Below are 15,039 nucleotides of genomic sequence, written 5' to 3'. Positions count from 1 at the left end.
GTTGTCCTGGCAAAAGCCAGGACCCGTAACCACCGCATTCGGTGATGAACGGGACCGCGGCCCCAGCGTCGCACAACAATGAGCATTCGGGGTAATGGGTCCTGGCTTTCGCCAGGACGACAATGAGGATGGGTTTCGATTCACTTGCCACACTCTCGGTGTCATCACCCGCGAAAGCGGGTGATCCAGTCTTCCAGAGGCAGCAATGCTTGAGCCGAGAAGCCGCGGCGTACTGGATCGCTCGGTCCCGTCTACGCCAAGGCTTCGACGAGGCAAGCAGTCCGTGGCGCGCCGAAGCTTTAGCGGAGGCGGCGAGCCGCGCGATGACAGTTGTAGATGAGGACGCAGTTTCGCGTTCTCGCGACATGAATTGTCCGAGCTTTGCTCTTTCGTTCCGCCCTCTCCGTTGGTGAGGGCGCAGGGAAAGCCGGGTGCCGATCGCACCCATGGGCCCCGTGCAATGGGTAGAAAGCACGGGGGTAGGACCACAGGTGTAACCGGAGCAATCCGGCTTTCCCTGCGCGATGGCTTACGGCTTATACGTGCTCTCCCCGGCGAGACTTGGCTTTGTTGTCACCGTCTTCACAACGCGCACTGCGCAATCGGAAGAGACACCTACCGCTAGGGCGTCAGGCCTGCACGATTTCGCCGTCCGCCTCATGCGCACTCGTCAGTTGCGCAATCGGCGTCCACCGCATCTCGACCCACGTTCGTGACGACCGCGAAGCGCCCCTCGTGTCGGGCGAGACGGACGCATTAAACATCTGAGTTGGGTCTGGTGTCAAGTTAAATTCTGAAAAGCCGAACGGATCGATATCGCTGCCGCCATCCGCAATACCATGCGCCTGCAGTGCGGTGACATCCACTTGGTTCCTATATTTTCGTTGCCGTGGCGGCGGGGAACGAGTTCAAAATGTTGACGTTAACCGGTGCATCTTGATCAATTTGCATGAGGGGTCGGCGGCGGGCCGCTATCTTCGAATGAATCCCAATACAGCCGACGTGTCGGACAGCCAACGGCTTCAATTGCTGATCGACGCGATCACCGATTATGCGGTCTATCTGGTCGAGCCAGACGGCACGATCGCAAGCTGGAATTCCGGCGCCGCCCGGCTGAAGGGATATAGCGCCGACGAAATCATCGGGCGACCGCTTTCGACCTTCTATACTCCCGAGGATCAGGCCGCCGGACTGCCGCAAAAGGCACTGGCGGTCGCCGCCGAACAGGGACGTTTCAGCTCAGAGGGCTGGCGGGTCCGCAAGGACGGAAGCCGTTTTTGGGCGACTGTCGTGATCGATGCGGTGAGAGATCGCAAGGGGTCGCTGATCGGTTTCGCCAAGGTTACGCGCGATGTCACCGAGCGGACCGAAGCCACCAAGGCGCTGCTCGACAGCGAACGGCGCTATCGCCGGCTGATCGAGGCCGTCGTGGACTATGCGATTTTTCAGCTCGATGCCTCGGGCGTCGTCGTCACCTGGAACCCCGGCGCAGAGCGGATCAAGGGCTACGCGCCGGACGAGATCATCGGCCAGCACTTCTCGCGATTCTACACGGAAGAGGACCGGGCAAACCGCGTGCCCGACCGCGCGCTCGAGCAAGCAAGGCAAAGCGGCCGGTTCGAAGCCGAAGGATGGCGTGTCCGCAAGGACGGCACCAAGTTCTGGGCGTCGGTGGTCATCGACAGGATCATGGACGAGAGCGGTGCCGTGGTCGGCTTCGCCAAGGTGACCCGCGACATCAGCGAGCGCCGCAACGCACAGGAGGAGCTCGCCAAGGTTCAGGATCAACTGCTTGCCTCGCAAAAGCTCGAGGCGGTCGGACAACTCAGCGGGGGCGTCGCGCACGATTTCAACAACCTGCTGATGATCGTGATCGGCAACCTCGAAACGATGGAGCGACATGGCCGGCAGCTCGCGGGCAATCCCAATTTCCAACGCGCCCTGTCTCATGCGAAACGCGGCGCACAGCGCGCAGCGAGCCTGACCAGCCGCCTGCTCGCCTTCTCGCGCCGACAGGCCCTGTCACCGAAACCGATCGAGCTGAACAACTTCCTCAACAGCTTGCAGGAATTTCTGCAACGGACGCTTGGCGAACGCGTCGACGTTCAGACCGTCGGCAGCGCCGGGCTCTGGCAGATTGAAGCCGATCCAAACCATTTGGAATCAGCCATCCTGAACCTCGCGATTAATGCGCGCGACGCGATGCCTGAAGGCGGCAAACTGACGATCGAGGCCTCGAACGTCTCGGCCGATCACGAGTACTCTTTACGAAACCCCGAACTCAGCCCGGGGCAGTATGTAGTCATCAGCATCACCGACACGGGTGTCGGGATGAGCCACGATACGTTGAGCCATGCTTTCGAACCGTTCTTCACGACCAAGGAAGTCGGACACGGCACCGGCCTCGGACTCAGCCAAGTCTACGGCTTCGTGAAGCAGTCGGGCGGCCATATCAAGATCTACAGCGAGCTCGGCTACGGCACCAACATCAAAATGTATTTCCCTCGCCACCGCGGGCCGGCCCTCGAGCAGGACGAGATTGACGAACCGGTCGCCGTAGCCGAGTCCAGCAAGATCGAAACCATCCTGGTCGTCGAAGATGACGAGGATCTGCGCACCTATATCAGCGAGCTGCTGCGAGAATTGAATTATCGCGTGCTGATGGCTGGGAGCGCGCAGTCCGCATTGACCATCCTGCTCCAGGAGCAGCCGCATATCGACCTCCTGCTCACCGACATTGTGATGCCGGGCATGAACGGCCGCGAGCTTGGAAAACGAGCTGCCGAGATGCGGCATGGACTCAAGATTCTCTACATGACGGGCTACTCGCAGAACGCCGTGATACATCATGGCCGGCTGGACCAGGGCGTCGAGCTGCTGGAGAAACCGGTCTCGCAAGCCAAGCTTGCGTTGCGCGTGCGGGAAATCCTCGACCGCCGCTAGAGCGCGATGAGATTTGGTTGAATCGTCATCGCTTTGGCTCTTTGTTTGAACATGATCTCCGCGCAAACGCGTTCCGCGTTTGTCGCGAGGGGACCCGCTTCGCACTTTTTCGGATCATGCTTCAGCCTGTCCGACCGATGCACCGCCGAGTGTTTGTCGGGCGGGCGGCCAGCCCGACGCGCGGAGCCGAAATTATCACAGGTTATTGTCCCGCAAGTTCCCGCCGCCTACCGTTCACTGACGAGAGCGTACTGGGCCGCACCATGCAGGATATGTTGAAGCACCTTGAGAAGCTTCGCCGCGACGCGGCGGAGTGCGCACTGATCCGCGACCTGGCCACCGACATCCGAAAGCGCGAGCTGTTCACCAGATTGGCCGACCATCTCACCGCCCTCGCCGCAGAGGTCGAGAAGGCCATTGCCGCTGCCGCGGCCGGCAAGCAAGGCGATGCTGTCTAGGTCGCGTCCGTTTCCGCGACAGCACGCTTCCCAAGATCATCTCGCGCGCCGCTGGAAGATCGATTTAACCACCGGAAAGCCGCCACGTCCGACCGCAGGAACCAAATTCGCAATAGGGCATTGTCATTCACCCAGCGGTTGAGAGGTAATATGCCGCCAGTATCGGTATGTGTGCCGATCCTGTAGCATTCCTTGTCCACAGGGGGGCCAATTAGCCGTCGTCTGCTGTATTTCAGGAATCTTCATCTTGGCACTTTTTGCATATCGAATATCGGCCACGACGTCCCGGTGGCGGGCGCCGACCACCGCCAGCAGGGCCGCGCGATGAAGGCGGACAAGGCCATCTGGTACGTCTCGTTCGCCGTGCGAAACGACCCTGACGCCGGACATCACCGCTTCGCGCGCCAAACCCGCACCTTCACGACAGAGCAGGATGCCAAGGCGTTCGCGCGCACCCTGCTCGATCAGACGCGGGACGTCAGCGCCGGCACGATCAATCCGCATATGCCAAGACGCGTGATCGCGCCGGCCGCGATCACGGCTTGGGCCGGGGACAGCTGAGATCCACGTCCCCTTACAGGAAGCGCGCCGGCGAAAACGGGGCGAGCGGAATCTCCGGCGCCTTGCCGCTGAGCAATTGCGCGACCAGCCGGCCGGTGCGGGCCGACCCGACCAGCCCGACATGGCCGTGGCCGAAGGCATAGACCACGTCGCGCGAGGCGCTGCTGTGCCCGATGCAGGGCCGCCCGTCGGGCATGCTCGGGCGATGGCCGAACCAAGTCTTGATCCGCGACGGTGGAATGTCCCGGGGCAGTTTCGGGAACATGCTGAACAGATGCTCGCGCAGGATCTCGGCGCGCTTCCAGTTCGGCGCGGCGTCGAGGCCTGCGATCTCGACGGTGCCGGCGGCGCGCAGGCCCTTGTCGGTCCAGTTGACGACCATCTTGGCATCCGAGGCCATCATCGAATTGCGCGGGCCGGATTCCGGGTGCTCGATCATGACGTGATAGCCGCGCTCGGTCTCGAGCGGCAGCGGATCGCCGATCGATGCGGTCAGCTGTTTCGAGCGCGCGCCGGCGGCGACGACCGCCGCGTCGCAGGCGACCTCACCACGCTCGGTGACCACGGCGACGAGCCTGTCGCCGGCAAGCTTGAGGCCGGTCGCCTTGGCGGCGACGCGCTCGGCGCCGCTTGCGACGGCGTGCGCGGCGAGTGCTGCGACGTAAGCGCCGGGATCGCGGCAGCGGCCGGCCTCCTCGACCACGACGCCGAATTTGTAGCGCGGATGCAGATCGGGCTCGCGCTGGCGCATCTCATCCTCATCGAGCTCGAGCCATTCGATCCCGACGCGCTTGCGGATGCGCCAGCCGAGATCGCGGTCGAACGGCGCGCGCGAGGGAAACACATGCATCACCCCGCGCCGCTCGATCAGCTCGGGTACGCCGGCTTCTTCGGCGAGCTGCCGGTGCAGCAGCGGCGCATCCTTCAAGAGATCGCGCATCGCCCGCGCGGTGGCCTCGACCTGCGCCTCGGTCCAGCTCGACAGCAGATACCTGATCAGCCACGGCAGCGCCTTCGGCAGATACGACCAGCGGATCGCGAGCGGCCCGAGCGGGTCCATCAGATAGCCCGGCACCTTCTTCCAGGTGCCGGGCTCCGCCGGCGGGATCACCGAATGCGACGACAGCCAGCCGGCATTGCCATAGCTCGCGGCCTGCGTGCCGCCGGGCTCGCCGGGATCGATCAGCGTGACGCGATGACCCGCGCGCAGCGCCTCGATGGCCGAGATCACGCCGACCGCGCCGGCCCCGATGATCGCGACGTGACGCCCCGTTCCGGTCATCAGCGCTTCGCCTTTTGATTGGGCATGATCTTCGCGCAAACGCATTGCGTTTGTCGCGGGGAAAACCGCTTCGCACTTTTCCGGATCATGCCTCGGGCACAAAGTCCTTGCCGACCGACAGCGCGCGCTGATCGACCAGGCAGTGCAGGATCGCCGGCTTGCCGGAGGCCAGCGCGCGCTCGAAGGCGGGCGCAAAGTCCTCGGTGCGCTCGACCCGCTCGCCATGACCGCCGAACGCCTTGGCGTACAGCGCGAAGTCCGGGTTCCTGAGCTGGGTGCCGACGACGCGGCCGGGATAATCGCGCTCCTGATGCATGCGGATGGTGCCGTATTGCGCGTTGTCGATGACCACGACGATCAGCGGCGCGTCATACTGCACGGCGGTGGCGAACTCCTGCCCGTTCATCAGGAAGCAGCCGTCGCCGGCGAATGCGACGACGACGCGATCCGGATGATGCCGCTTGGCCATCACGGCCGCCGGCACGCCGTAGCCCATCGAGCCCGAGGTCGGCGCCAGCTGCGCGGCGAATGAATGGAAGCGATGATGGCGATGGATCCAGCCGGCGTAATTGCCGGCGCCGTTGCAGACGATCGCATCCTTCGGCAGCCGGTCGCGCAGCCAGGTCACGACCTCGCCATATTGGAAGCTGCCGGGCAGCTCGCGCGGCTTGTCGGTCCAGGCAAGATAATCGGCGTGCGCCTTGGCCGCCTCGCCCGTCCAGGCCGGCGCGGCCGCGGGCTTCATGGTCTCGACCGCAGCCGCGAAGGCGGCAGGCGTCGCCTGGATCGCCAGCGCCGGCTGGTAGACGCGGCCAAGCTCTTCGGAGCCCGGATGGACGTGAATGAGCTGCTGGCTCGGCGAGGGAATGTCGAGCAGCGTATAGGAGGAGGACGGCATCTCCGACATGCGGCCGCCGATCAGCAGGATCACATCGGCGCCGGTGAAGCGATCCCTGAGCTTCGGGCTCGGGCCGATGCCGAGGTCGCCGGCATAATGCGAATGGTCGGCATCGAACAGCGAGGCGCGGCGGAACGAGGTCGCGACCGGCAGGTCGAACCGTTCGACAAAGCGCGCGATGCCCTTGGCGGCGTCGGCGGTCCAGGCCGAGCCGCCGAGCACCACCAGCGGTGCCTTGGCGCCGGCAAGCATCGTGCCGAGACGCTCGAGATCGGCCGGCGCCGGCCAGCTCGCCGCCGGCTCGACCTTCGGCGCGTCGGCGACCGCCGCGGTTTCGGTCAGCATGTTCTCGGGCAACGAGATCACGACAGGACCGGGGCGGCCCTGCAACGCGACACGGAACGCGCGCGCAACCAGCTCCGGAATGCGATCCGGGCGATCGATCTCGACCGCCCATTTCGCCACGGTGCCGAACACCGCCTTGTAGTCGAGTTCCTGGAACGCCTCGCGCTCGCGCATGCCGGTGTCGACCTGGCCGACGAACAGGATCATCGGCGTGGAATCCTGCATCGCGATGTGCACTCCGTGGGCGGCATTGGTCGAACCCGGACCACGGGTGACGAAGCAGATGCCGGGACGCCCGGTGAGCTTGCCATAGGCCTCCGCCATCATCGCCGCCCCGCCCTCGGCGCGGCAGATCACGACGTCGATCGGGCTGTCATGCAGGGCGTCGAGCGCCGCCAGATAGCTCTCGCCCGGCACGCAGGTGACGCGCTCCACCCCTTGCGCGACCAGCTGGTCGATCAGGATCTGGCCTCCGGTGCGGGCGTTGCTTTTGGTCATGTGGGCTCCCTGCGGCATTGGCGCGCGCTCGCGGCTCGCGCGGAATTTGGTCCCACGGGGGTAGGATAGTCGGAAATATGGCGCAAGGCCGAAGTCGCCGCGCAATGCGGCGGCCGCATTGAGCCATGCGGCCGGGATGGGACAGGCCTATTCTCCCGGTCATTCCGGGGCGATGCGAAAGCATCGAACTATGGTGCACTCTTGTGTACCTGAAAATCTCGAGATTGTGGCTCGAGATTCCGGGCCGCGACCTGTTCGCCAAGGCCGGTCTTGCCGACAATGCCGATCCGATCCGGCTGCCGGAGACGGCGGGTCATGCCCTAACGCCGCCGATTCTGATCAGAATAGAAATCCACGCAGGCCTCGGCGCGACGAATAAGGCCCGCGGACCAGGATGACGGAATGACCGACAGGAGGAACCGGTCATGATAGTATTCGATGACGGGCCAGGCGGAGACGAAAGCGCTCGCGCCGCCGCCCACAAGCCCGAACACGACCGCCACCAGCAGCGCGGCAACCAGAAAGACCGGCAACACCAGCAACGCGATGACGATATCGAGAAGCAATCTCATCGTCTTCCAGACATCTCAGGATGCCACCGTACTTTTCGCTTGGCCTGAAGGTCCATGCCAATCACTGGCAAGCAACGCCCTCTGCAACGACTGCGCCGCAATTGCCTTCATGCAATGATCGACCCGTCGCTCATACTCGAAGAACCACCACTTCCAGAACCGCAAAGGGATGAGAAATCGGGAAGGATAGACCGGGATCGGTGCTGGCGCGTACAGCAGGTCGGGGAATCTGCCACAAAGCTCTGAATGGTTCTCCTTCGCGTACTCGCTCAGCTCCGTGATCAGCACGATGCGCTGGGCAGGCAGCCGCCGCAAGCACTGCTCGATCTCCCAAAACAGGCTTTCGCTCGAGACGGAGAAGTCGATCACAGCAAGATCGGCCTGCTGGAGCAGCGCGAGCAGAACCGGCTTCCAGTCATCGCGAACGTAGGGCTGCTCCCTTGTGTCCGTCATGGACTCGCCGTTCAATCCCGCGATCTGATCCTGCGTTCCTGTCTTGACGACGTTGCGCAGCCGCATGATCCGGCCGTAGCAGCCGATGCACGGCAACACGCGATTGGGAACGTCCGCGCGGGCCTCCTGCCTGAAGCCACGCAGGAAGATGATGCTGCATTCATTTCGTGCGCGGCGCCTTCTTGGCATGACCAGCAGCCACATCAGCAGCGATGCGCCTCCGACGCTGCCGACGATGGCCGCGAAGGAAGGCGTTCCGCCCGGCCCGGATGCACCCGCGAGCCACAAGAAGAAACACCACAGATTAACCGACAAGACGACGCGCAGAGACCAGATGACGGCCGCTACGAAAGCACCGCGGGTGTATGGAGGCCGCAAGGTGATTGGGGCCTCCGTAGCCTCGGCACCGGTCGCAGGCGTATCCAACGACGGCCCCCAGCAATGATGAAATCGTCCCGGCATGGTGCGGGAGCGACATTCAACCCTACAGCGAGCGCGCGATCAAGACCTTCATGATCTCGTTGGTGCCGCCATAGATCTTCTGGATGCGCGAATCGATGAACATCCGCGAGATCGGGTATTCCTGCATATAGCCGTAGCCGCCGTGCAGCTGCAGGCATTCGTCGGCGGTCTCGACCTGCTTCTGCGAGCACCACCATTTGGCCATCGACGCCGTCACGGTGTCGAGGTCGCCGGCGACCAGGCGCTCGACGCACCAGTCGACGAAGACGCGGGCGATCATCGCCTCGGTCTTGCGCTCGGCCAGCGTGAATGCGGTGTTCTGGAATTCGATCAGCGGCTTGCCGAACGCGGTGCGCTGTTTGGTGTAATCCGCGGTGATCTTCACCGCGCGCTCCATCGAGGCGACCGCGCCGATCGCGAGCGACAGCCGCTCCTGCGGCAATTGCTGCATCAGCTGCACGAAGCCGTTGCCTTCCTCATTGCCAAGCAGGTTTTCCGGCGGCACCGCGACATTGTCGAAGAACAGCTCCGAGGTGTCGGAGGCGTGCAGGCCGATCTTGTCGAGGTTGCGGCCGCGCCGATAGCCTTCGGCGCCGGCGGTCTCGACCACGATCAGCGAGATGCCCTTGGCGCCAGGCGCGCCGGTGCGCGCCACGACGATCACGAGGTCGGCCGCCTGGCCGTTGGTGATGAAGGTCTTCTGACCGTTGATGACGTAGGAATTGCCCTGCTTCTTCGCCGTGGTCTTGACCGCCTGCAGATCGGAGCCGGTGCCGGGCTCGGTCATCGCGATGGCGCCGACCATCTCACCCGAGGCCATCTTCGGCAGCCAGCGCCTTTTCTGCTCCTCCGAGCCGTAGTTGACGATGTAATGCGCCACGATCGCGCTGTGCACGGAGATGCCGGTGGTCAGCTCCGGCACCGTGCTCTCGAGGTCGTCGAGCACGGCCGCGTCCTAGGCGAAGGTCGCACCCAGCCCGCCATAGGCCTCGGGCACGCTCGGCAGCAAGGCGCCCATCTCGCCGAGCGCGCGCCAGGCGGAACGGTCGACCAGCTTCTGCGCGCGCCATTTTTCGGCGTGCGGCGCCAGGTCCTTGGCGAGGAATTTGCGGAACTGGTCACGGAAGGTGTCGAGCTCCTCGGTCATCCAGGACGATCGGTAGTGCATGATATCCCCGTGCTAAATCAGCAGACCGCCGCCGGCGACGATCACCTGACCACTGATGTAATTCGATTCCGGAGCGCAGAACAGATAGACCGCGTCCGCCGCTTCCTCCGGCGTGCCGCCGCGACCGAGCGGGATCATGCGGCCCATCGCCTCCAGCATCTGCGGCTGGACGCCGACCTTGATGTCGCGGCCGGCGACGTCGATGGTCTTCTGCTGGCTCTCGATCGGCTGGGTCAGGCGGGTGTTGATCAGGCCGAACGCCACACAATTGACGTTGACCTTGTAGCGGCCCCATTCCTTGCACATCGTCCGCGTCAGTCCGATCAGCGAGGCCTTTGCCGAGGAATAGCTGGCCTGCCCGGCATTGCCGTAGAGCCCCGCGATCGAGGAGATGTTGACCACCTTGCGGAACACCTCGCGCCCGGCCTCGGCCTCCTTCTTCGCCATCACCCGGATCGGCTCGGACGCCGCGCGCATGATGCGGAACGGGGCGACCAGATGCACGTCGAGCATCGCCTGGAACTGCTCGTCCGACATCTTCTGGATCGTCGAGTCCCAGGTGTAGCCGGCATTGTTGACGATGATGTCGAGGCCGCCGAACTGCTCGATCGCGCGGCCTACGAAACGATCGGCAAAGCCCGCTTCCGTCACGCTGCCGTTGACCGCGATCGCCTCGCCGCCGATGGCCTTGATCTCGGCGACGACGGCATTGCCCGGCTCGGCATCGAGGTCGTTGACCACGACGCGTGCGCCTTCGCTTGCGAGCTTCAACGCGATCGCCCGCCCGATGCCGCGGCCGGAGCCTGAGACGAGCGCGACTTTGCCTTGCAGTTTCGACATGATCTCTCCCTAGAGCGCGATGATCGCTTCGCCGGCGAGCTTGATCTCGCCGTTCTGATCCTTCGTCGTCAGCGCGAGCTTGGCGCGCTTCTCGCCGCCCTGCTCGATCAGCTCGGTCACGGTGCCCTCGCAGGTCAGCCTGGCGCCGAGCTGGGTGATCGCGGCGAAGCGGGTCGCGAACGAGCGGATGCGCGAGGGCGCCACCGCGTCCGTCAGCGCCTGGCCGAGATAGCCCATCACCAGCATGCCGTGCGCGAACACGTCGGGGAAACCGGCCGCCTTCGCGAAGTCGATGTCGACATGGATCGGATTGTGATCGCCGGAGGCGCCGCAATACAGCGCCAGGCGATGCCGGGTGATCGGCGGAAACTCCTTGTGGACGATGCGGTCGCCGACCGACGGAACGCCGGTCATGACGGCCTCGCATTGCGCACCACGATGGTGCGCGAGACATCGGCGACGTGGACGCCGTTCTGGTTGGTGACTGATGTATCGACCACGATCAGCGTCATCGCCCCGCCCTTCTTCTCGGTCACGCCAGTGACCCGCGGGTGGAACGTCAAGATGTCGCCGACCAGCACGGGCGCGTGATAGTCGAAGCGCTGCTCGCCATGCAGCACGCGGGCGAGATCAATATCGAGCGCGGTCAGGAATTCGAACGGATCAGGCGCGTCCATCATCTCGAGGCAAAACAGATAGGTCGGCGGCACCGGTGTCGCCTCGCCATCGCGATAGACCGGATTGGTCTCGCCGAGCGTGTCGAGGAAGAAGCGCAGGCGTCCCGGCTCGACGCGCGCGGTCACCGGCGTGAATTCGCGCCCGACGGCAGATTGATCGACCATGACGGCCTCAGGCGCGTTCGTAGAGCGTCACGACGCAGGCGCCGCCGAGGCCGAGATTGTGCTGCAAGCCGAGCCGCGCGCCCTCGACCTGGGTTGCCGCGGCGGTGCCGCGCAGCTGCCGGGTCAGCTCGTAGCACTGCGCAAGGCCGGTGGCGCCGAGCGGATGGCCCTTCGACAACAGCCCGCCGGACGGATTGGTGACGATCCTCCCTCCGTAGGTGTTGTCGCCGTCGTCGATGAATTTCGCGGCCTCACCCTGCCCGCACAGGCCGAGTCCCTCATAGGTAATCAGCTCGTTATGGGCGAAGCAGTCGTGCAGCTCGACGACGTCGAGATCTTTTGGCCCGATGCCCGCCGCCTCATAGACCTTGCCCGCGGCATCGCGCGCCATGTCGTAGCCGACCACCTGCATCATGTCTGACGCACCGAAAGTCGACGGCGTATCGGTCGTCATCGCCTGCGCCGCGATCCGGACCTGCTTGTTGAGGCCGTGCTGGTCGGCGAACTTCTCCGAGACCAGGATCGCGGCGGCGCCGCCGCAGGTCGGCGGGCACGCCATCAGCCGCGTCATCACGCCGGGCCAGATCACCTGGTCGTTCATCACGTCGTCGGCGGTGACTTCCTTCCGGAACAGCGCCAGCGGATTGTTCTTGGCGTGGCGGCTCGCCTTGGCGCGCACCTTGGCAAAAGCATTCAGCGGCGTGCCGTATTTCTTCATGTGGCTCAGGCCGGCGCCGCCGAAATAGCGCAGCGCCAGCGGCACGCCAGGCGCGTCGACCAGCCTGTCGGCCGCGGCATCGAAATCGTCGAACGCGCTGGGGCGGTCGGTGAACACGGCGCCGAGCGCGCCGGGCTTCATCTGCTCGAAGCCGAGCGCCATCACGCAATCGGCCGCGCCCGACTCGATCGCCTGCCGCGCCAGGAACAGCGCGGTCGAGCCGGTCGAGCAATTGTTGTTGACGTTGACGATCGGGATGCCGGTCATGCCGACGCCATAGAGCGCGCGCTGGCCGCAGGTGGAATCGCCATAGACATAGCCGACATAGGCCTGCTGCACCTTGCCGTAATCGAGCCCGGCATCGGCGAGCGCGAGCCTGGCGGCCTCTGCGCCCATCACATGATACGGCGCGTTGGCGCCGGGCTTGACGAACGGGATCATGCCGACCCCGGCAACATAGCTGCGTGACGTCATCGCGTGCCCTCCCGGAAATTACCCACTGGACTATTTATTACCCATGGGTAATATACGGGCCATCTTCCGGAGTCAATGCGACAACAACCGACGCGATGGACGCCAGCTCCCCCTCTTCCAGCAACGAGTCCCCCTGGCTGCCGTTCGAGAGCCGGCGCCGCGCCCGCGACGAGAAGCGCGAGGCGGTGTTGCGCACGGCCGTCGCCCTGTTCCTCGAACAGGGCTATCACGGCGCCACGCTGAACGAGGTCGCCAGGCGGCTCAACATCACCAAGCCGGCACTCTACAATTACTTCCGCGGCAAGGACGAGATCCTCTACGAGTGCTGGTCGATCGGCAACGAGCTGGTCGACGACTGCATCGCCGAGACCTCGGCCGGCGGCGGCTCGGGGCTCGACAAGCTGCGCAAGCTGATCGTCCGCTATGCCGAGCTGATGACCGAGGACTACGGCAAGAGCCTGGTCCGCTTCGACATCCGCGATCTCAGCGAGGACAACCGCAAGATCGTGCAGACCGCGAAGCGGCGGATCGACCGCGCCTTCCGCGACTATATTGCCGCTGGCGTCAAGGACGGTTCGGTGAAACCCTGCGACCCGAAGCTCGCGGCGTTCGCGATCGCGGGCTCGCTGAACTGGATCGGACACTGGTTCCAGCCCGGCGGTGAGCTCAGCGGCCGCGCCGTCGCCGAGGAATTCGCGATCCGCCTCACCGAGGGCATCGCCAAAGCAACAACGCAAGTGACATCAACGCGCGAGACAACAACGCGCAAAGCAGCCGATCCGGCTGCGCAGAAGGCGGACAAACCGCCTCGCAAGGGAAACGCATCGAGGGAGGAGACGAGTGAACATCACGCACGGACTGCGGCGGGCGCTGCAGGTCAATCCAAACGGGCTCGCAATCGTCTGCGGTGAGCGGCGGCGCAACTGGCGCGAGGTCGGCGACCGCGTCGCCCGCCTCGCCGCCGCCATCCGCTCGCTTGGCGCCGACGATGGCGACCGCGTCGCGATCCTGTCGCTGAACTCGGACCGTTATCTCGAGCTCTATCTGGCGGTCGGCTGGGCCGGTGCCGTGATCGTGCCGCTCAACATCCGCTGGTCTCCGATCGAGAACGAGGATGCGCTACGCGACTGCCGCGCGACGATCCTGTTCGTCGACAAGGCGTTCGCGGCGGTCGGCGCGACGCTGGCAGGCGCCATCCCTCGCCTCAAGCTCATCTACGCCGACGAAGGCGAGACGCCCGCCGGCATGGAGAATTACGAGACGCTGATCGCGGAGAGCGAACCGATGGCGGATGCGATGCGCACCCGCGACGATCTCGCCGGCATCTTCTACACCGGCGGCACCACCGGCCGCTCCAAGGGCGTGATGCTGAGCCATGGCAATCTGATGGCCAATGCGCTCAACGCGCTCGGCGAAGGCCTGTGGCCGGCGAGCACGGTCTATCTGCACGCGGCGCCGATGTTCCACCTCGCCAACGGCGCGGCGATGTATTCGGTGCTGCTGTCCGGCGGCTCCAACGTCGTGATCCAGGGCTTTACGCCCGACGGCGTCGCGGCCGCCGTGCAGAAGGAGCACGTCACCGACGTGCTGCTGGTGCCGACCATGATCCAGATGTTCGTCGATCACCCGACGCTCGGCAGTTACGACCTGTCGTCGCTGAAGCGGATCGCTTACGGCGCCTCGGTCATCAGCGACGCCGTGCTGATGCGGGCGATGAAGGCGCTGCCGCATGTCGAGTTCACGCAAGCCTACGGCATGACCGAACTGTCGCCGATCGCGACGCTGCTGCACTGGAAGGAGCATATCGGCGACGGCCGCGCCAAGGGCCGGCATCGCGGCGCCGGCCGCGCGACGCTCGGCGCCGAGGTGAAGATCGTCGATGCGGAAGACAAGGTGGTGCCATCAGGCACCGTCGGCGAAATCGCGGTGCGCGGCGACATGGTGATGATGGGCTATTGGGAGCGGCCGGAGGAGACCGCGCGCGCCGTGATCGACGGCTGGATGCACACCGGAGACGGCGGCTACATGGATGCGGACGGATTCGTCTACGTCGTCGACCGCGTCAAGGACATGATCATCTCCGGCGGCGAGAACGTCTATTCGGCCGAGGTCGAGAACGCGCTGGCCCAGCACCCGGCGGTGGCGCAATGCGCCGTGATCGGCATCCCGAGCGAGCGCTGGGGCGAGCAGGTCCACGCCGTGGTGGTGATGAAGAGCGGCGCCGACGCCACGCCGGAAGAGCTGATGGAGCACTGCAAGACGCTGATCGCCGGCTACAAATGCCCGCGCAGCGTCGACATCACCGCGACCGCGCTGCCGCTCTCCGGCGCCGGCAAGATCCTGAAGCGCGAGCTGCGCAGGCCGTATTGGGAGAACCGCGAGCGGCGGGTGAGCTGAGGCGTACGGCTTATGTATTGCTCCGTCATTCCGGGGCGGCCCACGGAACCGAATCCGGAATCGAGAGATTCCGGATCTATCGGCGAAGCAACGACGCATCGAGCCGATCGAGGCGCAATCGTTGTCTC

General features: G+C 64.8%; 14 protein-coding genes and 1 pseudogene. 5 read left to right on the top strand and 10 right to left on the bottom strand.

Features of this window, described 5'->3' with window-relative positions; all coding sequences use genetic code 11:
• Positions 1 to 629: 629 nt before the first annotated feature.
• Positions 630 to 866 carry a hypothetical protein gene (locus ACVMB0_RS23115; RefSeq protein WP_461347791.1) on the bottom strand — a complete coding sequence of 79 codons (237 nt, stop codon included), beginning with the start codon at positions 864 to 866 and terminating at the stop codon, positions 630 to 632.
• A gap of 70 nt (positions 867 to 936) precedes the next feature.
• Between ACVMB0_RS23115 and ACVMB0_RS23110 the strand changes: the two genes are divergently transcribed.
• The 3 genes from ACVMB0_RS23110 to ACVMB0_RS23100 all read left to right on the top strand — a co-directional run bounded on the left by ACVMB0_RS23110 (position 937) and on the right by ACVMB0_RS23100 (position 3,962).
• Positions 937 to 2,943, top strand: a complete 2,007-nt coding sequence (locus ACVMB0_RS23110) for a hybrid sensor histidine kinase/response regulator (protein WP_461347790.1) — start codon at positions 937 to 939, stop codon at positions 2,941 to 2,943.
• Between the two features lie 263 nt (positions 2,944 to 3,206).
• Entirely contained in the window at positions 3,207 to 3,401 is a 195-nt protein-coding gene (locus ACVMB0_RS23105; protein WP_456756568.1) for a hypothetical protein, read from the top strand.
• A 288-nt stretch (positions 3,402 to 3,689) separates the two neighbouring features.
• Positions 3,690 to 3,962: a hypothetical protein gene (locus ACVMB0_RS23100; protein WP_461347789.1), complete on the top strand. Its 273-nt coding sequence runs from the start codon at positions 3,690 to 3,692 to the stop codon at positions 3,960 to 3,962.
• Positions 3,963 to 3,975: 13 nt separating this feature from the next.
• Here ACVMB0_RS23100 and ACVMB0_RS23095 read toward each other — a convergent pair whose 3' ends face one another.
• The 9 genes and pseudogenes from ACVMB0_RS23095 to ACVMB0_RS23055 form a co-directional block, all read right to left on the bottom strand.
• A complete protein-coding gene (locus tag ACVMB0_RS23095; protein WP_461347788.1) occupies positions 3,976 to 5,244 on the bottom strand; it encodes an NAD(P)/FAD-dependent oxidoreductase in 1,269 nt (422 codons plus the stop codon).
• Positions 5,245 to 5,329: 85 nt separating this feature from the next.
• Positions 5,330 to 6,985 (bottom strand): thiamine pyrophosphate-binding protein, encoded by a 1,656-nt coding sequence (locus ACVMB0_RS23090; RefSeq protein ID WP_461347787.1) that lies wholly within the window; start codon positions 6,983 to 6,985, stop codon positions 5,330 to 5,332.
• 320 nt (positions 6,986 to 7,305) lie between these two features.
• Entirely contained in the window at positions 7,306 to 7,557 is a 252-nt protein-coding gene (locus ACVMB0_RS23085; protein ID WP_461347786.1) for a hypothetical protein, read from the bottom strand.
• 15 nt (positions 7,558 to 7,572) lie between these two features.
• Complete coding sequence (locus ACVMB0_RS23080; RefSeq protein ID WP_461347785.1) at positions 7,573 to 8,436, bottom strand: hypothetical protein; 864 nt, start codon at positions 8,434 to 8,436, stop codon at positions 7,573 to 7,575.
• A 58-nt stretch (positions 8,437 to 8,494) separates the two neighbouring features.
• Positions 8,495 to 9,640: pseudogene (locus tag ACVMB0_RS23075) on the bottom strand (acyl-CoA dehydrogenase family protein).
• A gap of 12 nt (positions 9,641 to 9,652) precedes the next feature.
• The gene (locus tag ACVMB0_RS23070) at positions 9,653 to 10,480 is read right to left on the bottom strand and encodes an SDR family NAD(P)-dependent oxidoreductase (protein ID WP_461347784.1); all 828 of its coding nucleotides are present in this window, start codon (positions 10,478 to 10,480) and stop codon (positions 9,653 to 9,655) included.
• A gap of 9 nt (positions 10,481 to 10,489) precedes the next feature.
• Complete coding sequence (locus ACVMB0_RS23065) at positions 10,490 to 10,894, bottom strand: MaoC family dehydratase (protein ID WP_456798238.1); 405 nt, start codon at positions 10,892 to 10,894, stop codon at positions 10,490 to 10,492.
• Positions 10,891 to 11,322 (bottom strand): MaoC family dehydratase N-terminal domain-containing protein, encoded by a 432-nt coding sequence (locus ACVMB0_RS23060; protein WP_461347783.1) that lies wholly within the window; start codon positions 11,320 to 11,322, stop codon positions 10,891 to 10,893. Before ACVMB0_RS23060 ends, ACVMB0_RS23065 begins: the two co-directional genes overlap by 4 nt.
• A gap of 7 nt (positions 11,323 to 11,329) precedes the next feature.
• Positions 11,330 to 12,514 (bottom strand): lipid-transfer protein, encoded by a 1,185-nt coding sequence (locus ACVMB0_RS23055; protein WP_456755411.1) that lies wholly within the window; start codon positions 12,512 to 12,514, stop codon positions 11,330 to 11,332.
• Between ACVMB0_RS23055 and ACVMB0_RS23050 the strand changes: the two genes are divergently transcribed.
• Both ACVMB0_RS23050 and ACVMB0_RS23045 read left to right on the top strand, forming a co-directional pair.
• Positions 12,505 to 13,425 carry a TetR/AcrR family transcriptional regulator gene (locus tag ACVMB0_RS23050; RefSeq protein ID WP_461347782.1) on the top strand — a complete coding sequence of 307 codons (921 nt, stop codon included), beginning with the start codon at positions 12,505 to 12,507 and terminating at the stop codon, positions 13,423 to 13,425. The two genes, ACVMB0_RS23055 and ACVMB0_RS23050, sit on opposite strands and share 10 nt — an antisense overlap.
• The gene (locus tag ACVMB0_RS23045; protein ID WP_461347781.1) at positions 13,355 to 14,911 is read left to right on the top strand and encodes an acyl-CoA synthetase; all 1,557 of its coding nucleotides are present in this window, start codon (positions 13,355 to 13,357) and stop codon (positions 14,909 to 14,911) included. Before ACVMB0_RS23050 ends, ACVMB0_RS23045 begins: the two co-directional genes overlap by 71 nt.
• Positions 14,912 to 15,039: the final 128 nt, after the last annotated feature.

This window comes from Bradyrhizobium sp. USDA 4451 (assembly GCF_054822585.1).
This window is presented reverse-complemented; position numbering and strand designations above follow the sequence as displayed.

Bases quoted from the DNA above. Each gene is read 5' to 3' on its own strand.
- ACVMB0_RS23070 (WP_461347784.1), bottom strand. From the start codon at position 10,480: ATGTCGAAACTGCAAGGCAAAGTCGCGCTCGTCTCAGGCTCCGGCCGC.
- ACVMB0_RS23085 (WP_461347786.1), bottom strand. From the start codon at position 7,557: ATGAGATTGCTTCTCGATATCGTCATCGCGTTGCTGGTGTTGCCGGTC.
- ACVMB0_RS23060 (WP_461347783.1), bottom strand. From the start codon at position 11,322: ATGGTCGATCAATCTGCCGTCGGGCGCGAATTCACGCCGGTGACCGCG.
- ACVMB0_RS23065 (WP_456798238.1), bottom strand. From the start codon at position 10,894: ATGACCGGCGTTCCGTCGGTCGGCGACCGCATCGTCCACAAGGAGTTT.
- ACVMB0_RS23055 (WP_456755411.1), bottom strand. From the start codon at position 12,514: ATGACGTCACGCAGCTATGTTGCCGGGGTCGGCATGATCCCGTTCGTC.
- ACVMB0_RS23095 (WP_461347788.1), bottom strand. From the start codon at position 5,244: ATGACCGGAACGGGGCGTCACGTCGCGATCATCGGGGCCGGCGCGGTC.
- ACVMB0_RS23105 (WP_456756568.1), top strand. From the start codon at position 3,207: ATGCAGGATATGTTGAAGCACCTTGAGAAGCTTCGCCGCGACGCGGCG.
- ACVMB0_RS23090 (WP_461347787.1), bottom strand. From the start codon at position 6,985: ATGACCAAAAGCAACGCCCGCACCGGAGGCCAGATCCTGATCGACCAG.